The 20,076-nt window shown below is 59.5% G+C and carries 19 protein-coding genes; 8 read left to right on the forward strand and 11 right to left on the reverse strand.

Translation table 11 applies throughout. The annotated features are described in order from the left end of the window. Position 1: 1 nt before the first annotated feature. Positions 2 to 1,060: a molybdenum ABC transporter ATP-binding protein ModC gene (modC, locus tag ROR01S_RS18095; RefSeq protein WP_015584861.1), complete on the forward strand. Its 1,059-nt coding sequence runs from the start codon at positions 2 to 4 to the stop codon at positions 1,058 to 1,060. Here the strand turns inward: modC and ROR01S_RS18100 are convergent, their stop codons facing one another. Next, positions 1,061 to 1,879 (reverse strand): pyridoxal phosphatase, encoded by an 819-nt coding sequence (locus tag ROR01S_RS18100; protein WP_004859730.1) that lies wholly within the window; start codon positions 1,877 to 1,879, stop codon positions 1,061 to 1,063. A 173-nt stretch (positions 1,880 to 2,052) separates the two neighbouring features. Here ROR01S_RS18100 and pgl point away from each other — a divergent pair, with 173 nt between their 5' ends. Beyond that, positions 2,053 to 3,048, forward strand: a complete 996-nt coding sequence (gene pgl / locus ROR01S_RS18105; protein ID WP_054829419.1) for a 6-phosphogluconolactonase — start codon at positions 2,053 to 2,055, stop codon at positions 3,046 to 3,048. A gap of 137 nt (positions 3,049 to 3,185) precedes the next feature. Here pgl and ROR01S_RS18110 read toward each other — a convergent pair whose 3' ends face one another. The 8 genes from ROR01S_RS18110 to ROR01S_RS18145 form a co-directional block, all read right to left on the reverse strand. After that, complete coding sequence (locus tag ROR01S_RS18110; protein ID WP_004859734.1) at positions 3,186 to 3,815, reverse strand: NrsF family protein; 630 nt, start codon at positions 3,813 to 3,815, stop codon at positions 3,186 to 3,188. Further along, a complete protein-coding gene (locus tag ROR01S_RS18115; protein ID WP_064359745.1) occupies positions 3,808 to 4,359 on the reverse strand; it encodes a sigma-70 family RNA polymerase sigma factor in 552 nt (183 codons plus the stop codon). Before ROR01S_RS18115 ends, ROR01S_RS18110 begins: the two co-directional genes overlap by 8 nt. A gap of 17 nt (positions 4,360 to 4,376) precedes the next feature. After that, a complete protein-coding gene (locus tag ROR01S_RS18120) occupies positions 4,377 to 5,615 on the reverse strand; it encodes a protein-disulfide reductase DsbD family protein (RefSeq protein ID WP_064359746.1) in 1,239 nt (412 codons plus the stop codon). A 15-nt stretch (positions 5,616 to 5,630) separates the two neighbouring features. Then, positions 5,631 to 6,203: a peroxiredoxin gene (locus ROR01S_RS18125; RefSeq protein WP_032716916.1), complete on the reverse strand. Its 573-nt coding sequence runs from the start codon at positions 6,201 to 6,203 to the stop codon at positions 5,631 to 5,633. 190 nt (positions 6,204 to 6,393) lie between these two features. Then, positions 6,394 to 7,197 (reverse strand): anti-sigma factor family protein, encoded by an 804-nt coding sequence (locus ROR01S_RS18130; protein ID WP_064359747.1) that lies wholly within the window; start codon positions 7,195 to 7,197, stop codon positions 6,394 to 6,396. After that, on the reverse strand, positions 7,194 to 7,745 hold the full coding sequence (locus tag ROR01S_RS18135; RefSeq protein WP_071824637.1) for a sigma-70 family RNA polymerase sigma factor: 552 nt from the start codon (positions 7,743 to 7,745) through the stop codon (positions 7,194 to 7,196). The genes ROR01S_RS18130 and ROR01S_RS18135 overlap by 4 nt, the downstream gene beginning before the upstream one ends. After that, entirely contained in the window at positions 7,732 to 8,283 is a 552-nt protein-coding gene (locus ROR01S_RS18140; RefSeq protein ID WP_004859748.1) for a tetratricopeptide repeat protein, read from the reverse strand. Before ROR01S_RS18140 ends, ROR01S_RS18135 begins: the two co-directional genes overlap by 14 nt. A 293-nt stretch (positions 8,284 to 8,576) precedes the next feature. Further along, the gene (locus ROR01S_RS18145; RefSeq protein ID WP_004859750.1) at positions 8,577 to 9,860 is read right to left on the reverse strand and encodes a putative acyl-CoA thioester hydrolase; all 1,284 of its coding nucleotides are present in this window, start codon (positions 9,858 to 9,860) and stop codon (positions 8,577 to 8,579) included. A 250-nt stretch (positions 9,861 to 10,110) separates the two neighbouring features. On the opposite strand from ROR01S_RS18145, the gene hutI reads away from it, so the two are divergent. The 6 genes from hutI (at position 10,111) to ROR01S_RS18175 (ending at position 18,049) form a co-directional block, all read left to right on the forward strand. Further along, positions 10,111 to 11,445 carry an imidazolonepropionase gene (hutI, locus tag ROR01S_RS18150; RefSeq protein WP_162098162.1) on the forward strand — a complete coding sequence of 445 codons (1,335 nt, stop codon included), beginning with the start codon at positions 10,111 to 10,113 and terminating at the stop codon, positions 11,443 to 11,445. Beyond that, complete coding sequence (gene hutG, locus ROR01S_RS18155) at positions 11,442 to 12,398, forward strand: formimidoylglutamase (RefSeq protein ID WP_064359748.1); 957 nt, start codon at positions 11,442 to 11,444, stop codon at positions 12,396 to 12,398. Before hutI ends, hutG begins: the two co-directional genes overlap by 4 nt. Positions 12,399 to 12,454: 56 nt before the next feature. After that, positions 12,455 to 13,180, forward strand: a complete 726-nt coding sequence (locus ROR01S_RS18160; RefSeq protein ID WP_004859754.1) for a histidine utilization repressor — start codon at positions 12,455 to 12,457, stop codon at positions 13,178 to 13,180. Positions 13,181 to 13,323: 143 nt separating this feature from the next. Further along, positions 13,324 to 15,009: a urocanate hydratase gene (gene hutU / locus ROR01S_RS18165; RefSeq protein WP_032716926.1), complete on the forward strand. Its 1,686-nt coding sequence runs from the start codon at positions 13,324 to 13,326 to the stop codon at positions 15,007 to 15,009. 1 nt (position 15,010) lies between these two features. Further along, positions 15,011 to 16,543 (forward strand): histidine ammonia-lyase, encoded by a 1,533-nt coding sequence (gene hutH / locus ROR01S_RS18170; RefSeq protein ID WP_004859756.1) that lies wholly within the window; start codon positions 15,011 to 15,013, stop codon positions 16,541 to 16,543. 99 nt (positions 16,544 to 16,642) lie between these two features. Then, the gene (locus ROR01S_RS18175; protein WP_004859757.1) at positions 16,643 to 18,049 is read left to right on the forward strand and encodes an amino acid permease; all 1,407 of its coding nucleotides are present in this window, start codon (positions 16,643 to 16,645) and stop codon (positions 18,047 to 18,049) included. A gap of 165 nt (positions 18,050 to 18,214) precedes the next feature. Here the strand turns inward: ROR01S_RS18175 and ROR01S_RS18180 are convergent, their stop codons facing one another. Both ROR01S_RS18180 and bioA read right to left on the reverse strand, forming a co-directional pair. Then, positions 18,215 to 18,691 carry a kinase inhibitor gene (locus ROR01S_RS18180; protein WP_004859758.1) on the reverse strand — a complete coding sequence of 159 codons (477 nt, stop codon included), beginning with the start codon at positions 18,689 to 18,691 and terminating at the stop codon, positions 18,215 to 18,217. A gap of 75 nt (positions 18,692 to 18,766) precedes the next feature. Continuing rightward, positions 18,767 to 20,056 carry an adenosylmethionine--8-amino-7-oxononanoate transaminase gene (bioA, locus tag ROR01S_RS18185; protein ID WP_064359749.1) on the reverse strand — a complete coding sequence of 430 codons (1,290 nt, stop codon included), beginning with the start codon at positions 20,054 to 20,056 and terminating at the stop codon, positions 18,767 to 18,769. Between the last annotated feature and the right edge of the window lie 20 nt (positions 20,057 to 20,076).

A 20,076-nucleotide genomic window follows, 5' to 3' on the forward strand; every position in this document is an offset into this window, starting at 1 on the left:
CATGCTTGAACTCCATTTTACCCAGACGCTGGGCAGCCACTGCCTGAGTATCGATGAAACGCTGCCTGCCAGCGGTATCACCGCCGTTTTTGGCGTCTCCGGCGCAGGCAAAACCTCCCTGATTAATGCCATCAGCGGCCTGACCCGGCCGCAGAAAGGGCGAATTGTGCTCAACGGCAGGGTTTTAAATGACACGGAAAAACGCATCTGCCTGGCCCCGGAAAAGCGGCGGGTGGGCTATGTGTTTCAGGATGCACGCCTGTTTCCGCACTATAAGGTGCGCGGCAATCTGAAGTACGGCATGGCGAAAAGTATGGCCGGTCAGTTTGATAAGCTGGTGGCGCTGCTCGGTATCGAACCGCTGCTTGATCGCCTGCCGGGGGGGCTGTCCGGCGGAGAAAAGCAGCGTGTGGCGATTGGCAGAGCGCTTCTCACCGCACCTGAGCTGTTGCTGCTTGATGAGCCGCTGGCTTCGCTGGATATCCCTCGTAAACGTGAGCTTCTGCCGTACCTGCAGCGGCTGGCGCGGGAAATACATATCCCGATGCTCTACGTCAGCCACTCGCTTGATGAGATTCAACATCTGGCGGATAAGGTGCTGGTGCTGGAGGAGGGGAGCGTCAAAGCCTTTGGCGATCTGGAGGAGGTATGGAGCAGCAGCGTGATGCATCCGTGGCTGCCGCCGGATCAGCAGAGCACAATACTGAACGTGTCCGTTGCAGCACAGCATCCCCGTTATGCCATGACCGCGCTGGCGCTGGGCGAGCAGCAGATCTGGGTGAACTATCTCGATCGGCCAATCGGCGAGGCGACGCGAATTCGCATTCAGGCCTCCGACGTCTCGCTGGTGCTCGAACAGCCGCAGCAGACCAGCATTCGCAATATTTTGCCGGCGCGGGTCGTGCAGTGTCTTGAAACACACGGACAGATCGAAGTGCAGCTGAACGTCAGCGGCCGTCCGCTGTGGGCGCGCATCAGCCCGTGGGCCAGAGATGACCTGGGGGTCACGCCAGGTCAATGGCTGTATGCGCAGATTAAAAGCGTATCGATTGCCGCCTGATTACAGCAGGTTGCGGTTGATGAAGTCGGCAATACTGTTGCTTTCGTTTTCGCCAATGACCACGTTGGCGCGCGCTTTGACTTCCTCAACTGCATTGCCCATCGCCACGCCGGTTCCGGCGGCTTCCAGCATGCTGAGGTCATTATAGTTATCGCCAAAGGCCACCACGTCCTGCATGGACAGGCCCTGTGCTTCCACCCACTGCGTCAGGCGCTTGCCTTTGCTGTTGCCCGCGCGGGCGATATCGACCTGATCGTGCCACGACCATTCGCACTCCAGACCCAGCGTCTGACCCACATCAAGGGCGAACTGCTGCAGCTTAGGTATATCTTCATCGGTGAGGGCAAACTTCCACACCGACTCGACGTCGCGGGCGGCCTGCGCCAGCGAAGCGACCTGGGTGAACACCGGACGCTGCTCGACGGGCAGCGACTGTGCCCAGCGGCTAGTACGGATAACGTGCCCGGTCGGACGTTCATAGAGCATTGCGTCGTCGACATACATCAGGCCGTGAATATCGTGCGCGGCGAGCATATCGGTCAGGCTCAACGCTTTATCAACCGGCATCGGATCGGACTGCAGAACCTTTTTTGCCTGATAATCATACAAATAAGTGCCATTACAACAAATTGCAGGTGTATCCAGAGCCAGTGCCTGATAAAAAGGATGGATAGCGACGTGATGTCGGCCAGTGACGACGATCACCTGGAACCCTGCCGCTCTGGCGCGGGCCAGGGCTTCCAGCGAGGCGGGCAGGATAGTTTTGTTGGAGGTGAGCAGGGTGCCGTCTAAATCCAGTGCAATCACGCGTGATGTCATGTGTTGTTTCCGGTTAATGATGAAAAAATTGCCTGGCATGATGGTACACCGCTATGCCTGCGGGGCAAATTTTTCAGCATCTACCGTTAAAAGAGTCTATACATTGCATCAGCTCAGCAGCTTGATGAATGAAATGTATACGTTTTCCCTGTGCAGTGAGGAAAGGAGCAGTCATGAAACAAACCGTTTATACCGCCAGCCCGGAAAGCCAGCAGATTCATGTCTGGAGTCTCGATCTTGAGGGTAACCTGAAGCTTGTTCAGGTTGTGGATGCCCCGGGTCAGGTTCAGCCGATGGTGGTGAGCCCGAATAAAGAGTATCTCTACGTTGGCGTACGTCCGGAGTTTCGCGTCCTGGCTTACCGCATTGCGCCCGATAACGGCGCGCTGACTTTCGCCGGCGAAGCGGCGCTGCCGGGCAGCCCGACGCATATTTCGACCGATCATCAGGGCCGTTTTGTCTTCAGCGCGTCCTATAACGCCGGCTGCGTGAGCGTTACTCCGCTGATCGATGGTCTGCCGGGTGAAACGGTGGCCGTTGTGGAAGGGCTGGAAGGGTGTCACTCGGCCAATATTTCGCCCGACAACCGCACCCTGTGGGTCCCGGCGCTGAAACAGGATCGTATTTGCCTGTTTACCCTCAGCGATGATGGCTTCCTCGCGGCGCAAGAACCGGCGGAAGTGACCACCGTTGAAGGGGCTGGCCCGCGTCACATGGTGTTCCATCCGAATCAGCAATACGGCTACTGCGTGAATGAACTGAACAGCTCCGTTGACGTCTGGGAGCTGAAAGATCCGCATGGCGAAATTGAGTGCGTCCAGACGCTGGATATGATGCCCGCCGGTTTTACCGACGTACGCTGGGCGGCGGATATTCATCTGACGCCGGATGGCCGTCATCTGTACGCCTGTGACCGTACCGCCAGCATCATCACCATTTTCAGCGTATCCGAAGATGGCAGCGTGCTGTCCATTGAAGGGTATCAGCCGACGGAGGCGCAGCCGCGCGGTTTCAATCTCGATCACAGCGGTAAATATCTGATCGCTGCGGGGCAGAAATCACACCATATTGCGGTCTATGAGATCGTCGGTGAGCAGGGGCTGCTGACAGAGAAAGGGCGCTATGCCGTCGGTCAGGGGCCAATGTGGGTGGTCGTTAACGCTTACTAAGTTGCTGAGATAAAAAACCTCGCCGCGGCGAGGTTTTTTATCGGTTAGCGTAGTCTGAAGCGCCGGCAAACAAAGTGCCATCAACCTGATGGATGACCAGACCCGATAGCGCAGCGATGAGCGGTAGAGAACGCCCGCTAATCCAGCGCCACCCAGCGCCTGCCAACCAACACCGTCAGCGCCACGATTGTGACTATCGCCGCCAGATGCATGACAAAATCCATCGGGTGCAGATGCACCGGATGGCAAAACGCCAGCAGGCTGACCGCCATGCTGGCAATGCCCAGTCCCGCCATTGCCAGGCTGCGCACCGGATGCAGCGTTCGGGTGCGGCGCAGACTGGCGATCATCAGCGCCATCATTGGCGTGCTGACCACCAGCAAAAAGGTAAAGCAGGGCGTGCTGTCGCTCTCCGCCACCCGCAGCGCCGGATAGGGAATGCTGCTGATACTCAACCCCAGCCACATCAGCCCAATCGGCAGCAGGGCTTTCCAGCTGAGCGAACGCCGGCCGGCAATGCTCATCGTGAAGGCGCTGCGAATCGCCAGCGCGCCGAGCACAAAAGCCAGCAGCAGCTGCACCACCGCCAGAGGGGCGCCGGGCTGTGACCAGTCGGTCGGACTGCGTTGCACAAGGAAACTGGCGGCAACCGCGCACGGCAGCGCCGCTGCCAGCCAGGTCAGAACCCGCCTGCCGGTCGACGGCAGGCGTTTCACCGGCCGCATGTCGCGCCCCAGTTTGTCAATTAACAGGTCATGATTAGTCATGATGAGCTCCAAAACGGCGCAGGTTTTTCAGCGCCCGATGCAGCAGCGATTTCACTGCGGCGACACTCAGATTATTATGTGCAGCGGCTTCCGTCAGGCTCATTTCGCGCAGATGGACATGCTCCACAATGGCTCGTTGGCGGGAGGGGAGCTGGCGCAAATAGCCCGCCAGCTCCTCCCGACTATCCCGCTTTTGCGGATCTGCTGACGTTGCCGGTTCCGGCAGCGTCTCTTTGGGGATCTCCCACTGCTGATAGCGGCCGCGACGGCGCAGCGCATCAACGGCCCGCGCCGAAATAATCGCCATCAGCCAGGGCAAAAAAGGGTAGCTCGGATCGTAGGTATGGCGTACCCGATGCACCGTCAGCAGCACATCCTGAATCACATCTTCGACTAACGCGTCGTCGGCGATTCGCTTACGTATCTGCGAACGAATGACCGGAACCAGCGCTTTTAACAGCCGGGTGTAGGCGAGCTGATCGCCCGCCTGCGCCTGCTCCATTAGCGCGGGCCAGCTTTCACGCGCGCTGTCGTTTATTTCCATAATCCGCCTTGTTGCGTTTATGCTTTTTTGCCGGTTGCCTGGTTCAGGGCGTTCACGACGATGCCCGGAGTCAGGAGCTGCGGCAGTACTTTCGGCGGCCCGCCATCGGCAGGATAGACCACGTACAGCGGCAGACCGCCCTGACCAAATTGATTCAGCGCATCATCGACGTCCGGATTAAATTTAGTCGAGTCTGCCACCATATACAGCGTCCCGGTTTTTGCCAGCGCCTCTTTTACGGCCTGGGTTGAAAGCGATGTCTTTTCGTTAACCTGGCAGGTGATACACCAGGAGGCGGTGAAGTTAACAAAGATCGCTTTGCCGTGGCCGCGCTGCGCCTCGACAGCCTGCGGCGTCCATTTTTCCGCAGCGGTTTCGGCGGTCGCGACAGTCTGTGCGCCGGGCGACACGGAATCAGCCTGAATCAGACCGACCAGCGGGGCAATAACCGCGACGGCGAGCAGGCCGGTGACGGCGAACAGGCGCTTATGCCCTTTGCCCTGAAAGCGGCGCTGCTGGGCGATACCATAGAGCCAGGCAGCAAAGCTCAGCACCACGGAGGCCGCCAGTAGCGTCGCCAGCGCGCTGCTACCGGCCTGCTGCGTCAGCACCCAAACCAGCCAGGCGTAAGCGCCGAACATCGGAAAGGCCAGCGCACGTTTAAGAATATCCATCCACCCGCCAGGACGGGGGAGGAGAGAAGCCAGCGCCGGAAACAGTGAGACGAGGGTGAACGGAGCGGAAAAGCCGAGCGCGAGGGCAAAAAACACGGCCAGCGCGGTGGCCGGCGGCTGCACCAGCGCATAGCCAATCGCACTGGCCATAAACGGCGCCGCGCACGGGGTTGCAACGACGATTGCCAGCGCGCCGGTCATCGCCGAGCGTAAAAAGGCGCCGCGGCCAATATCCAGAGCGCCGACACGCTGCGCCGATAGCCCGACCTCGAACACCCCCAGCAGGTTCAGCGCTGCGGCGAGGATCACCAGCGAAAGCAGGGCAATCACCAGCGGCGATTGCAGCTGGAACCCCCAGCCGACAGCGACGCCGCCGGCGCGGGCAGCCAGCAGAACACCGGCCAACAGCATCATGGTGACCATCACACCAAGTAAAAAAGCCAGCCCTTCGCGACGAGCGCCCACGGCGTTATCCGCATGGCGCAGAAGCCCGAGCGCTTTCAGGGAGATGACCGGAAAAACGCAGGGCATAAAGTTGAGTATGATGCCGCCAATAAAGGCGGCCAGCATGGCGGTGAGCATCGCTGGCCTCTTCGCTTAGTGGGTTTGCGGGTGGGCGGCGTCGTACTGCTTGACCGCGGCCAGGGTCTTCTCAATATGAGCATCCGGATTTCGATCGGTGTAGCTGAGCAGAATCGTGTTGTCCGGCGCAATGACAAATGAAGTCCGGTCAGAAACGGTCTTACCTTTCATCTCCATCAGCGTTTGATACTGCGCGGCGACTTTTGCCCCCGGATCCGCGGCGACGGCGAACTTATCGCGGCACTCCAGTTTAGAGAAATCGCTGACCTGATCGGTGTTACCGGCGGTGACGCCGATGACGGTAGCGCCCATTTTGTTAAATTCATCGGTGGCTTCGGCGAAAGCGTGGGCCTCAATGGTGCAGCCGGCGGTAAATGCCGCCGGGAAGAAATAGAGCACCACCGGCCCCTTTTGCAAAGCCTGCTGCAGGGAGAAGGCGATCGGTTTACCGGCTAAGGCGCCCTGCAGTTCGAAAGCAGGGGCTTTTGCGCCGACGGGCAGCGCCGCGCCGGCGTTAAACGCGGTGGCGGACAGGCCAAGCGCGACGGTCAGGGTCAAAGAACGAGCAAGGTTTTTCATCAGTTTCATTATTAGCTCCAGCGATGTCAGGGCGTTCTGGTCAGGTGACTCTGCTATACAGTTCGCCGGAGTGAGAAAGAAAGTTTCGCCGGGTGAAAAATATTTAGCGGCCGGATGCGATGGCCGACGGCAGTTCTCAGCGATGTTGAGCGAATCATCGCCCGCTATCGCCGGTCATCGCCCCGAAGGGCGACGTTGCCTATGACAGTAAGTCCTGCAGTTTGCGGGCGTTATCGTGCAATTGTGCGCGAGGATTGCGGCCAATCAGCACGAACTGATATCCGTTAGCGCGCCACCAGGCGAGGTTCATGTCGTGCCGCCGTTCCGCGACTATCCTGGTCTCGTTTTGCGGGCTGGCCGCAGAGATGCACAGCGCCATCGGCCCATACGCCGCGTGAATCCAGGCGATCTGCGCAATGGTGGTGCGCTCGTAACGCAGAATGCGCACCATTTTTAGCTCGGCGCCCGGCAGCGCAAGCTGCTGCGGGTTGAGCGCTAAACCGATATCTTCGGCGGTGCGCGTCAGGCCGCGCTGTAATATCGCCGGTGAACTGTCTATATCGAGCAGGGTTTCCGCGCTATACAGCGACATGTAACGGGCCTCGAGATCGCGAATGTTTTCGCTCTCATCAGGTTCGCCGGGAGCGGGACGAGCCAGATAGCCTAAGCCGCTGCCGATCAGTAAAAACGCGAGCGAGGCGGCAATCATAGCGCGGCGGCTAAAGGCCGGGGGAGGTGCAGCGCTGTCCGGCGCGGGCATTGCCGCCAGATGGGCATCAAGTCGGCTCTGCATGCGCGCGACGGGGGCCTGTTCCAGCAGCGGGGCAAACGCCTGCTGATAATTCCGCGGGATGCTCTTCAGTTCGGCGGTGCGCGCGGCCAGCTGCCGATCCTCTCTGAAGGCGGCTTCAAAACGGAGAGCATCGGGAGCGCTCATTTCGCCATCCAGCCAGGCAATAATGGCCTCATCGCCATAGGGCGGAGTAAAAAAGGATGATTTCACAGGCGTTTCTCCCTGGCTGCAGCGGCGGTAGCGGGCGTTTTTGCCAGCGTCGATCGCGCCGCCGCCAGCCGGCTCATCACCGTACCGATGGGGACCGATAGCGTATCGGCCGCCTCCTGATAGGTAAAACCTTCAACATAAACTAAAAACACCGCGTTGCGCTGGGCTTCCGGCAGGGCGCTGACTCGGCGCATAAGTTGCTGATACTGGCGATGATCTTCATTCATTTCGCGGTCGTCGGTGGCAAGCTGCGGGTCATTTTCGACGAAGCCTTGCCCCATTCGGACGTGACGCGCCCGCAGCTCGGAAATCCAGATGGAGTGGAGAATGGTGAACAGCCACCGGTCGATGCGGGTGCCCGGCGTAAACTGCGCGCTCCGTTCGAGCGCGCGAACACAGGTTGACTGAACTAGCTCTTCGGCAATATCGCGATTGTGCGACAGAATCAGCCCGTAGCGCCAAAGACGGGCCAGATGTGCGGCAAGCTGTGAGCGAACGTCGCTGGTAGTAATTTTTTTACCCTCGCGGTGGGCTTCAGGATTCCGGATGTCCGTTAATGGCGGCCTGCAAATCGCGATACTCCTCGCAGCTTTGACCGCAAATTCCGGAAATCACTTTCAGCTGTTCCTGCGCCAGATCCCGGCGGCCTTTTACCATCCACGCTTCGCCAAGATATTCACGTGCTTTGGCGTAGTTGGGCTCAAGCGCCAGCGCGCGCTGATAATAGCCAATCCCTTCATCCGTCCGTCCGAGCTTACGGGTGGCATAGCCGCGGTAGTTCCAGGCTTCGGCGGTATTGCCGTTTTTCAGCGAATCCAGCAGGTTCAGTGCCGCCTGATATTGCCCTTTTTTCGCCAGATGATAGGCGTAGTTGGTTTTATCCTGATCGCTAAGACTGCTGGTTTTATCCGGGACGCACTGCTTGCTGACGCTGTCATATACCTGCCCGCTGGGGCAGTCCGGCGTTTTGCTCTGGGTGCTGTTATCGCCCATGGCGAATGACGGCGATGCATAGAACAAACATAGCAGTGCCGGGACCATTAAGCGGCGCGAAGCCGGCAGAATTGATGAGATAAGGGTGTTCATTTTTCGTCTCCAGGAGCAACGATGCGGGTAACCCGGCGGCCTCCCTGTCGGGGGGAACCGTGCCGGATGGCCGTTGTGTTCTTACAGAGAGTAAACGCATCAGCGGGGATATTTATTCGCCAGAAAACGCTATTTTTTGCACGCGCAAGAGAAGCGGCTGCGCTAGTGATGAATTGAGGAGGCGGAGCGGAGGAAAAATGCAGAGGGGTAAGTCGCGAAAGAGAACGTCGCTCAGAAAAAGAGAGGGAAAAAGAGAGTAAAAAAGGGGGAGACGCGCTCCCCCTCGTGAAGATTTACTGCTTCGGTTCGGCGACAACCACGCTGCCCACGCCGCGGTTATTGTATTCCCACATGCGGTTGAAGCTGCTGTCGTTGAGATTACGCTGCGGCACGCCCTTCGCATCTACGGCGCCGGTGTTACCGCTGAACGGGCGGTTGGAGATTGCCGCGTCGGCCCACGGTTTCGCCACGTTAAAGCCTTCATTGATGGCGCTGTCGCGGATCACCACCTGGCCACTGGTGGCGCTGTCGACATCGAGAGAGCGTCCCAGTTGCGCCACGCCGTCGCCGGAGGCGGTAAAGCGGCTGTTCACGGCCAGGAAGCCGTAGGTGACGCTTTTCAGCGTTGCCGGTGCAAAGACGTAGGCTTCTTTCTGGGTGCGTGAATTCACGACGCGGAAATCGGTGTTATCAAACACGACGGCACCGCGGCCGGAAACGATATCAACATCGCCTTCAATGTAGCTGTTGCTCACCAGGGTACGGGTCTGGCGATCGTTTTGCAGACGGTTCTGCACGCCGCTGTTGGTGACGAAGAAGGTGTTCTGGCGACCCAGAATGTTGACGTTGTTAATCTGAACCTGGTCGCCATCGCTGCGCAGCGCAACGGCCTGGTGAGTCCCGGCATCCACGCTGTCGCCGAGGTTGTTGGCGATGGTCAGGTTTTGCAACTGCAGACCATTGTTCTGCGACCAGAATACCGCTGAACACATCACGCCGACGGTGGCGGCGCGTTTGCTCTGACAGCTGTCAAACATATACCACGCCGGTTTACCTGGCATATATTTACCGGCCGGATTGACCAGGTGGCGCCAGGTGTTCACGTCCATCTCCGAGTCAATAGCCTGGCTGATTTTCACATCCAGCGGCTTCTCGCCGGTACCGTACAGCGTCAGCGCACCGGGTGCCGCAGGGACATAAACGGTACCCGTATATTCACCCGGCATAATCGCAATAAACTGACGACGATCGGAGTGGCGGGCGATAGCCGCATCAACCGCAGCCTGAATGGTGGTATGGGTCACGCCCTGAGCGCCCGCCGGGCCGACGACGAAGTCAGGCTGAGACGGTATGCTGATGGCTGCCGGGGTCCACGCCGCGGCGTTTGGATCCAGGGACTGGAAATAGCTTGCCGGCGTGAAGTTTTTCGCTTCATCAGCGGTCAACACAGGGCGAGAGACGGTGCCCGGCGCAGTCTGCGTCGAGGGCTGTTGATCGGCAGGGGTTGAGCTACAGGCGGATAACGTCACGCCAAAAGCCAGTGCCAGCGTCAGGCGGGAAACTGAGAATGTGTTCATGTTGCTCCGGGCAAGAATCAATTAACAAGACCTGTCATTCTTCAGGCTGCCTCTCTGTTGGCGTATTTGTTGATTTCCGCCGCAAAGCAACCCGAATGATTTGGGGAGGGCATTATACAAAAAACATGCAAGCGGCGTCAGGCCGGCAAGGAATGAATTACGCGTATAACGTCCTTTAAAACCTGCTTTTTATACTAAGTCGAGCGAAACGGGAAGACGCTGCGCGAAAAAGTTCGCCTGAACCGGGCAGATGGCCGGAGCTTCGCCCGCGTCCGGTCACAAAAAAATAACAATTCCCTCTGCTTTTATTGACATTCCGCGTGGAATGAAAATAAATGTCTATACAACCCATGACAAGCTGACTGGTATGACTGAAGCCACCTCCGATCGCGTTATCTGGCGAAATGCCCGCCTCGCCACTCTCAACCCTGATGATTCGCAGCCTTACGGCCTGCGGGATGGTCATGCGCTGCTGGTGCGCAATGGCCGGATTGAAGCCATTGTGCCTGAAAATGATGCCCCGGCCGGGCCGAGTATTGATCTTGGCGGCAGGCTGCTGACGCCGGGGCTGATTGATTGCCACACCCATCTGGTCTTCGGCGGTAGTCGGGCGCAGGAGTGGGAGCAGCGTCTGAACGGCGTCTCCTACCAGACGATCAGTGCCAATGGCGGCGGCATTAACTCAACGGTGCGCGCCACCCGTGAAAGCAGCGAAGCGCAGCTGTTAGCGCTGGCTCAGCAGCGGCTGGAGCGACTGCTTCGCGAGGGGGTGACCACGCTTGAAATTAAATCCGGCTATGGGCTGGATCTGGAAAACGAGCGCAAAATGCTGCGCGTGGCGCGCCAGCTTGCGCAGAACAATGCGGTCGAGCTGTCGCCGACGCTGCTCTCCGCTCACGCCACGCCACCGGAATATAAAGACCGCCCGGACGCCTATATTACGCTGGTGTGTGAAACCCTGCTGCCGACGCTGTGGGAGGAGGGGCTGTTTGAAAGCGTTGATGTTTTCTGCGAAAACGTCGGCTTCAGCCCGCAGCAGACCGAACGCGTATTCCAGGCTGCGCAGGCCCGCGGTATTCCGGTCAGAGGGCATGTTGAACAGCTCTCTTCGCTGGGCGGCGCGCAGCTGGTGAGCCGTTATCAGGGGCTCTCGGCCGATCATATCGAATATTTAACGGAAGAGGGGGTTGCGGCGATGAGCCGCAGCGCGACGGTGGCGGTGCTGCTGCCCGGCGCGTTCTATTTCCTCAATGAAACCCGCAAACCCCCGGTCGAGCTGCTGCGTCAGTATCAGGTGCCGATGGCGGTGGCGACGGATTACAATCCGGGTACCAGCCCCTTTGCCAGCCTGCATCTGGCGATGAACATGGCCTGCGTCAAATTTGGCTTAACTCCGCAAGAGGCGTGGGCGGGCGTGACGCGTCATGCCGCGCAGGCGCTGGGGCGCCAGAATAGCCACGGCCAGCTGGCGGCGGGGTTTGTTGCCGATTTTGCTATCTGGGATGCTGAACATCCGGTTGAAATGGTCTATGAACCGGGGCGGAGCCCGCTCTGGCATCGCGTTGTGCGAGGAGAAATGCAATGACATTGTGGCAACCGACCCCCGCCGATATCTGGCAAGGGCGTGACGACAGCGCGGAAGCCGCCAATGCGCTGCGCCTGTTTCAGACTATCGTGCGGGCCGAACGTTTTGCACCACAGACGTTACCGGGGGATATTGCCCTGCTGGGGTTTGCCTGCGATGAAGGCGTTCGCCGTAACCGCGGACGTACCGGGGCCGAAAAGGGGCCGGAAACGCTACGCCGGGCGCTGGCGAATATGGCCAGCCACAGCGGCCACGAGCGCTGTGTCGATATGGGCACCATCGGCGTCGCCGGTGAAGGGCTGGAGACCGCCCAGCAGGCGCTGCGCGAAGCGGTGGCCGCCTGCCTGCGCGCAGGCAAACGCACGCTGGTTCTCGGCGGCGGGCATGAGACGGCATTCGGTCATGGCGCGGGAGTGCTCGACGCTTTCCCCGGAGAGAAGGTCGGGATCATTAACCTCGATGCGCACCTGGATTTGCGCATCGCTGAGCAGGCCAGCTCCGGTACGCCGTTCCGCCAGCTGGCGCTGGAGTGCGACGCGCAGCAGCGCGGGTTTCACTATACCTGTATCGGCGCCAGCCGTGCGGCGAACACCCAGGCGCTGTGGGATGAAGCGGCGCGTCGCGAGGTGCGGGTCGTGGAGGATTTGGACGTTCTGCAGGCCTATGATCAGCAGGTTGCGCCGGAAATCGCGCGTAATATTGCCCTCTACGACAGGCTCTATTTGACCATCGATCTGGATGTGCTGCCGGCGCGCGAAATGCCGGCGGTCTCGGCGCCTGCGGCGCTGGGCATTCCGCTGGCGATCCTGCTGCGCATCGTTGAACCGTTATGCCGCAGCGGAAAACTGCAGGCGGTGGATCTGGTGGAGTTTAATCCGCAGTTTGACATTGACAGCCAGGGGGCCCGTTCGGCGGCCCGGCTGGCATGGCAAATCGCCCATTGGTGGCGCTGACGATTCAGTATATTCTGACCGTTTCGCCGCCCATTGAGTATAAGGAAAGTCAGGCTATGTTTTCACAGCAACCTCGAACCGCGCCTGCCCCGTTTTATGAAAAGGTGAAGCAGGCGATCAGCGAAAAGATTCAGCGCGGCGTCTGGCGTCCCCACGACCGCATTCCTTCCGAGGCGGAACTGGTGGCCCAGTTTGGTTTCAGTCGCATGACGATCAATCGGGCGCTGCGTGAACTCACGGATGAAGGTTTACTGGTACGTTTGCAGGGTGTCGGTACTTTTGTCGCGGAGCCGAAAGGGCAGTCGGCGCTGTTTGAAGTGCGGAGCATCGCCGACGAGATTATCTCCCGTCGCCATCAGCACCGCTGCGAGGTGCTGCTGCTGGAAGAGACCGAAGCCGATCTTATCCAGTCGGCTGCGCTGAATGTCGCCGAAGGGACGCGGATTTTTCACTCTCTGATGGTGCATTTTGAAAACGACATTCCGGTACAGATTGAAGACCGCTGCGTCAATGCGGCGGTGGTGCCGGCGTATTTACATCAGGACTATACCGTCACCACACCGCATGATTACCTGTCGCTGATTGCGCCGTTAACCGAAGGCGAGCACATCGTCGAAGCGGTACAGGCCAGCGCCAAAGAGTGCGAACTGCTGCATATCCATGCCCACGATCCTTGCCTGCTGATCCGGCGCCGTACCTGGTCTACCACGCATATTGTTTCCCACGCCCGTCTTCTGTTCCCGGGTAGCCGCTACCGGCTGCAGGGCCACTTCACTTCCTGACAATCGTCTGCGTCGGCAAAAGCGTGATTGCTGACGCAATATAACAAAATTGTATCATTTCTGTTAAATCCTGGCTTGCGTAGAGTTGTATAGACAAGTATATGTATCTACGTAAACAACGTTAATTGTCAGGAGAAACCCCGATGTCGCAAAGCAAATATCGCCAGCAAGACGTACGTGCACCGCGAGGCACGACGTTGAATGCCAGGAGCTGGTTGACCGAAGCACCGCTGCGTATGTTAATGAACAACCTCGATCCCGATGTTGCCGAGAACCCACATGAGCTGGTGGTCTACGGCGGTATTGGTCGCGCGGCGCGTAACTGGGAATGCTATGACGCTATCGTGAAGGCGCTGAAAAACCTGGAAAGCGATGAGACGCTGCTGGTGCAGTCCGGTAAGCCGGTCGGCGTATTTAAAACCCATGAAAATTCACCGCGCGTACTGATTGCCAACTCCAACCTGGTCCCGCACTGGGCGACCTGGGAACATTTCAATGAGCTGGATGCAAAAGGTCTGGCGATGTACGGCCAGATGACCGCGGGCAGCTGGATCTATATTGGTAGCCAGGGCATCGTGCAGGGCACCTACGAAACGTTCGTCGAAGCCGGACGTCAGCACTATCAGGGCAGCCTGAAGGGGCGCTGGGTCCTCACCGCCGGTCTGGGCGGTATGGGCGGCGCACAGCCGCTGGCGGCGACGCTGGCAGGCGCCTGCTCGCTGAATATCGAATGTCAGCAGAGCCGGATCGATTTCCGTCTGCGTACCCGCTACGTTGACGAGCAGGCCACCTCGCTGGATGACGCGCTGGCCCGCATCAAGAAATACACCGCCGAAGGCCGGGCTATCTCTATCGCCCTGTGCGGCAATGCCGCCGATATCGTGCCGGAGATGGTAAAGCGCGGCGTGCGCCCGGATATGGTCACCGACCAGACCAGCGCCCACGATCCGCTGCATGGCTATCTGCCGAAAGGCTGGACCTGGGAAGAGTATCAGGCGAAAGCTGAATCCGACCCGCAGGGGACGATTCTGGCGGCCAAGCGTTCGATGGCCGACCACGTTCAGGCGATGCTGGCCTTCAACGAAATGGGCGTACCGACCTTCGACTACGGCAACAATATCCGCCAGATGGCGCAGGAGATGGGCGTCGACAATGCGTTCGACTTCCCGGGTTTTGTCCCGGCCTATATTCGCCCGCTGTTCTGCCGCGGCATCGGTCCGTTCCGCTGGGTGGCCCTCTCCGGCGATCCGCAGGATATCTACAAAACCGACGCCAAAGTGAAAGAGATCATCAAAGATGATCAGCATCTGCACCACTGGCTGGATATGGCGCGTGAGCGTATTAGCTTCCAGGGACTGCCGGCGCGTATTTGCTGGGTGGGGCTGGAGTGGCGCCAGAAGCTGGGGCTGGCCTTTAACGAAATGGTCCGCAGCGGTGAAGTGTCTGCGCCGATCGTCATTGGTCGTGACCACCTTGACTCTGGCTCGGTTGCCAGCCCGAACCGCGAAACTGAATCCATGCGTGATGGCTCCGATGCCGTCTCCGACTGGCCGCTGCTGAACGCCTTACTCAATACCGCCAGCGGCGCGACCTGGGTGTCGCTGCATCACGGTGGTGGCGTCGGGATGGGCTTCTCGCAGCACTCCGGGATGGTTATCGTCTGTGACGGTACCGACGAAGCGGCCGCGCGTATTGCCCGCGTGCTGCATAACGATCCGGCGACCGGGGTGATGCGTCACGCCGATGCGGGTTACGACATCGCGATTGAGTGCGCGGCGGAACAAGGACTGAATCTTCCTATGGTGGCAGCAACGCAGGGGCAACGCTGAGATGAAAAACTTAACTCTGATTCCAGGTCAACTGAGTCTGGCGCAGCTACGCGAGGTGTTCCAGCATCCGCTGACCATCACTCTCGACGAGCAGGCTTTTGCCGCTATTAACGAGAGCGTCGCCTGCGTCAACGCCATTCTGGCCGAAGGACGCACCGCTTACGGCATTAACACCGGTTTTGGCCTGCTGGCGTCAACGCGGATCTCCACGGACGATCTGGAAAACCTGCAGCGTTCTCTGGTGCTGTCTCATGCGGCGGGCATTGGTGAGCCGCTGGATGATGCCATGGCACGTCTGATTATGGTGCTGAAGATTAACAGCCTTTCCCGCGGCTTCTCCGGGATTCGTCTGAGCGTCATTCAGGCGCTGATTCAACTGGTGAATAAAGGCGTCACGCCGTGGATCCCGGCTAAAGGTTCCGTCGGCGCATCCGGTGACCTGGCGCCGCTGGCGCACATGTCCCTGACGTTGCTGGGTGAGGGGAAAGCCCGCGTCGACGGCGAGTGGATGCCGGCGCTGCAGGCGTTGAAAAAAGTGGGTCTCGAGCCGATTACCCTGGCGGCGAAAGAGGGGCTGGCGCTGCTGAACGGTACTCAGGCATCGACGGCGTTTGCGCTGCGCGGCCTGTTTGACGCGGAAGATCTGTTTGCTTCCGCGGTGGTATGCGGCGCGCTCACCACCGAAGCGGCGCTGGGATCGCGTCGTCCGTTTGATTCGCGTATTCACGAAGCGCGCGGCCAGCGCGGGCAGATTGACGCTGCGGCGCTGTATCGCCATGTGCTGACCGACAGCAGCGAGATTTCGCAGTCGCATCACAACTGTAGCAAAGTGCAGGACCCGTACTCTCTGCGCTGTCAGCCGCAGGTGATGGGCGCCTGTCTGACCCAGATTCGCCAGGCCGCGGAAGTCCTGCTGATTGAGGCCAATGCGGTGTCGGATAACCCGCTGGTCTTCGCCGCCGAGAATGAAGTGATCTCCGGCGGTAACTTCCACGCCGAACCGGTAGCGATGGCGGCGGATAACATTGCGCTGGCGATTGCCGAAATCGGTTCGCTGTCCGAGCGTCGTATTGCGCTGATGATGGACAGTCATATGTCGCAGCTGCCGCCTTTCCTTGTGAAAAATGGCGGCGTCAACTCCGGCTTTATGATTGCGCAGGTGACCGCTGCGGCGTTAGCCAGTGAGAACAAAGCGCTGGCGCACCCGCACAGCGTTGATAGCCTGCCGACGTCGGCAAACCAGGAAGATCACGTCTCGATGGCGCCGGCTGCCGGTCGTCGTCTGTGGGCGATGGCGGAAAACACCCGCGGCGTGCTGGCCGTGGAGTGGCTGGCCGCCGTCCAGGGGCTGGATATGCGCGAAGGGCTGGCCAGCAGTCCGCTGCTGGAAGAGGCGCGTCATCTGCTGCGCGAGCGGGTTTCGCATTACACCCAGGATCGCTTCTTCGCCCCGGATATCGATAACGCTATTGAGCTTCTGGCTGCGCGCCACCTGACGCGACTGCTCCCTGCCGTCTTGCCTGGTCAGATCTGACCCTCGTTGTTTTCTGTACCCGTGTCGGGGGGATAAGCTCCCCCCGGCCGTCCTACACGCATATTTGTCGTCATACAAAAATTATCAGGACACTTGCATATGCAACAACAACCACAATCGCCACAAAAGCCCCACCTGCTGCGCGGGCTGAATGCCCGACATATTCGCTTCATCGCGCTCGGTTCCGCCATTGGTACCGGGCTGTTTTATGGTTCTGCCGCCGCCATTAAGGCCGCGGGACCGGCGGTTCTGCTGGCCTATCTGATCGGCGGCGCGGCGGTATTTATCGTCATGCGTGCGCTGGGCGAAATGGCGGTACGCAACCCCGTTTCCGGCTCCTTCGGCAGCTATGCCCGCCAGTATCTCGGGCCGCTGGCCGGGTTTATTACCGGCTGGACCTATACCTTTGAGATGGTGATTGTCGCCCTGGCGGATGTCACCGCGTTTGGTATCTATATGGGGCTCTGGTACCCGGATGTGCCGCGCTGGATTTGGGTACTGAGTATTATCTTCTTCATCGGCGCGATGAACTTGTGCCACGTGCGCATTTTCGGCGAGATGGAGTTCTGGCTGTCGCTGATTAAAGTGGTGGCGATTATTGCGATGATCGTCGCCGGCGGCAGCATTATTTTCTTCGGCTTTGGTCATGCCTTCCCGGCGACGGGGCTGGAAAACCTGTGGAGCCACGGCGGGTTCGCGCCGAACGGCTGGCAGGGAATTGTTGCGTCGCTGGGTATTGTGATGTTTGCCTTTGGCGGCGTCGAAATTATCGGCGTGACCGCGGCGGAAGCGCAGAACCCGAAGAAAGTGATTCCGCAGGCAATTAATACCATCCCGCTGCGTATCGTGCTGTTCTATGTCTGCACGCTGGCGATCCTGATGGCCATTTTCCCGTGGAACAGCTTTGGCGAGCAGGGCAGCCCGTTCGTGCTTATTTTTAGCGGCCTGGGGATTCCGGCGGCGGCGACAATCCTCAATATCATCGTGATCAGCGCCAGTATTTCAGCCATCAATAGCGATATTTTTGGCGCCGGTCGCATGATGTACGGCATGGCAAAAGAGGGGATGGCGCCGAAAAGCTTCCAGCGAATCGCCAGCAACGGCGTGCCGTGGATGACGGTAGTGGTGATGGGCGTGGCGCTGCTGGTGGCGGTAGTGCTGAACTATCTGATGCCGGAACAGGTCTTTGTGCTGATTGCCTCCCTGGCGGCATTTGCAACGGTATGGGTCTGGCTGATGATCCTGCTGGCTCATTTCGCCATGCGTCGCGGTTTGTCGGCAGAAGAACGTCGCCAGATTGCGTTCCCGGTGCCGTTCTGGCCGGTTGCGCCGCTGCTGACCCTGCTGTTTATGGGACTGGTGATTGCGGTGCTCGGGATGGTGGAGGAGACGCGGATTGCGCTGATCGCCGGTCTGGTCTGGCTTGGGCTGCTGACGATTATCTGGTATGCGAAAGTCAAAAAAACCGTGCGGATGCCGGTGGCTGAGCAGTCATCTTCGAGCTGAATGAGTCCCCGGTGGCGCTGCGCTTACCGGGGCTACAAGGGGTTGTCAGGTATCGCGGGTGGCGTAATTCGCGCCCCGGGCCAGGTTTACCGGGCCACAAAGGGGGTGTCAGGTCGCCCGGATAAGGCGTAAGCCGCTATCCGGGGAGGAACTGACGGGAGAAAGTCAGATAAACAGGGCGGTGATGGATGCGCTGCCCAACGAATGAAAATGGACGTTAAAGCCTACCATCGCACCGCTTGCCCCTTCATCGACCTCGATCTTCTCGACATCCAGCGCATGCACCGTAAAGATGTAGCGATGGCTTTCCCCTTTTGGCGGCGCCGCGCCGCCGTAGCCGGGGAGGCCGAAATCGGTGCGGGTCTGGATTGCGCTGGCCGGCAGCGGGGCCAGACCGGAGCCGGCTCCCTGCGGTAGTTCGCGCGTTTCCGCCGGTAGATTGGCGACCAGCCAGTGCCACCAGCCGGAGCCGGTGGGCGCATCGGGATCGTAACAGGTCACCACAAAGCTTTTAGTTCCGTCAGGCACCTCGTCCCACGCCAGATGCGGCGAGATATTATCGCCATCGTAGCCCATGCCGTTAAATACATGGCGGTGGGGCAATTTCCCGCCATCCTGCAGATCGTGACTGATTAGGTTCATGCCGTCTCGTCTCCTCTGGGATAATCAACTGATTAACAAAGAAGTGTAGTCCTGTTGACGGCCAGTTTCTGCTACTTAATCGCGAAAAAATGTTTCGTTGAGCACCGCCGCGTTAACCGCCTGGGTCAGGCGCGTCAGCTGCCGCGGGGTAATCACGTACGGCGGCATCAGGTAAATCAGGCGGCCGAACGGGCGAATCCATACGCCTTGTTCGACGAAGAAGCGCTGCATCGCGGCCATATTGACCGGGCGGCAAGTTTCCACCACGCCGATGGCGCCCAGCACGCGGACATCGGCGACCAGCGGGGATTCCCGTGCCGGAGCCAGCTCGACATTAAGCTGCGCTTCAATCGCGGCGACCTGGCCTTGCCATTCGCCGCTTTCCAGCAGACGCAAACTTTCTGTCGCCACCGCGCAGGCCAGCGGATTGCCCATAAAGGTCGGGCCGTGCATAAAGCAGCCGGCTTCGCCGTCGCTGATGGTCTCGGCCACCGAACGGGTGGTGAGGGTAGCCGACAGCGTCATGGTTCCGCCGGTCAGCGCTTTGCCGAGACACAGAATATCCGGGGCGATATCCGCGTGTTCGCAGGCAAACAGCTTGCCGGTCCGGCCAAATCCGGTGGCAATCTCATCGGCAATCAGCAGAATGCCCTCACGATCGCACATCTTGCGGATGCGCTTCAGCCACTCAGGATGATACATCCTCATGCCGCCGGCACCCTGTACGACCGGTTCGAGAATGACCGCCGCGATCTCATCCCGATGGGCCGCCATCAGGCGGGCAAACGGCACCATATCCCGTTCATCCCACTCGCCGCCAAAGCGGCTTTGCGGCGCCGGGGCGAACAGGTTATCCGGCAAATAGCCCTGCCACAAACTGTGCATGGAGTTATCCGGATCGCAGACCGACATCGCGCCAAAGGTATCGCCGTGGTAGCCGTTGCGGAAGGTGAGAAAGCGCCGCCGCGCTGCGCCTTTTGCCTGCCAGTACTGCAGGGCCATCTTCATGGCCACTTCCACCGCGACCGAGCCGGAGTCGGCGAGGAATACGCACTCCAGCGACTCCGGAGTCATCGCCACCAGCTGGCGGCACAGCGCCACCGCCGAAGGGTGGGTGATACCGCCAAACATCACGTGTGACATCTGGTCAATCTGCGCTTTCATCGCGGCGTTTAAACGAGGGTGATTGTAGCCGTGGATTGCCGCCCACCAGGATGACATTCCGTCAATCAGCTGCTCTCCGCCGGCGAGGGACAGCTCGCAGCCGTGGGCGGAAACCACCGGATAGACCGGCAGAGGAGAAGTCATGGAGGTGTAGGGGTGCCAAATGTGGCGCCGATCGAAGGCGAGATCGTCCGTTGTCATAAGTGACTTGTAAACCATTT

Source organism: Klebsiella ornithinolytica NBRC 105727 = ATCC 31898, from assembly GCF_001598295.1.
GTDB classification, from domain to species: domain Bacteria; phylum Pseudomonadota; class Gammaproteobacteria; order Enterobacterales; family Enterobacteriaceae; genus Klebsiella; species Klebsiella ornithinolytica.

Bases quoted from the DNA above. Each gene is read 5' to 3' on its own strand.
- ROR01S_RS18180 (WP_004859758.1), bottom strand. From the start codon at position 18,691: ATGAACCTAATCAGTCACGATCTGCAGGATGGCGGGAAATTGCCCCAC.
- hutU (WP_032716926.1), top strand. From the start codon at position 13,324: ATGTCGCAAAGCAAATATCGCCAGCAAGACGTACGTGCACCGCGAGGC.
- hutG (WP_064359748.1), top strand. From the start codon at position 11,442: ATGACATTGTGGCAACCGACCCCCGCCGATATCTGGCAAGGGCGTGAC.
- ROR01S_RS18140 (WP_004859748.1), bottom strand. From the start codon at position 8,283: ATGAACACCCTTATCTCATCAATTCTGCCGGCTTCGCGCCGCTTAATG.
- bioA (WP_064359749.1), bottom strand. From the start codon at position 20,056: ATGACAACGGACGATCTCGCCTTCGATCGGCGCCACATTTGGCACCCC.
- modC (WP_015584861.1), top strand. From the start codon at position 2: ATGCTTGAACTCCATTTTACCCAGACGCTGGGCAGCCACTGCCTGAGT.
- ROR01S_RS18120 (WP_064359746.1), bottom strand. From the start codon at position 5,615: ATGCTCACCGCCATGCTGGCCGCCTTTATTGGCGGCATCATACTCAAC.
- ROR01S_RS18175 (WP_004859757.1), top strand. From the start codon at position 16,643: ATGCAACAACAACCACAATCGCCACAAAAGCCCCACCTGCTGCGCGGG.
- ROR01S_RS18100 (WP_004859730.1), bottom strand. From the start codon at position 1,879: ATGACATCACGCGTGATTGCACTGGATTTAGACGGCACCCTGCTCACC.
- hutH (WP_004859756.1), top strand. From the start codon at position 15,011: ATGAAAAACTTAACTCTGATTCCAGGTCAACTGAGTCTGGCGCAGCTA.
- ROR01S_RS18110 (WP_004859734.1), bottom strand. From the start codon at position 3,815: ATGACTAATCATGACCTGTTAATTGACAAACTGGGGCGCGACATGCGG.
- ROR01S_RS18145 (WP_004859750.1), bottom strand. From the start codon at position 9,860: ATGAACACATTCTCAGTTTCCCGCCTGACGCTGGCACTGGCTTTTGGC.
- ROR01S_RS18160 (WP_004859754.1), top strand. From the start codon at position 12,455: ATGTTTTCACAGCAACCTCGAACCGCGCCTGCCCCGTTTTATGAAAAG.
- ROR01S_RS18125 (WP_032716916.1), bottom strand. From the start codon at position 6,203: ATGAAACTGATGAAAAACCTTGCTCGTTCTTTGACCCTGACCGTCGCG.
- ROR01S_RS18115 (WP_064359745.1), bottom strand. From the start codon at position 4,359: ATGGAAATAAACGACAGCGCGCGTGAAAGCTGGCCCGCGCTAATGGAG.
- hutI (WP_162098162.1), top strand. From the start codon at position 10,111: ATGGCCGGAGCTTCGCCCGCGTCCGGTCACAAAAAAATAACAATTCCC.
- pgl (WP_054829419.1), top strand. From the start codon at position 2,053: ATGAAACAAACCGTTTATACCGCCAGCCCGGAAAGCCAGCAGATTCAT.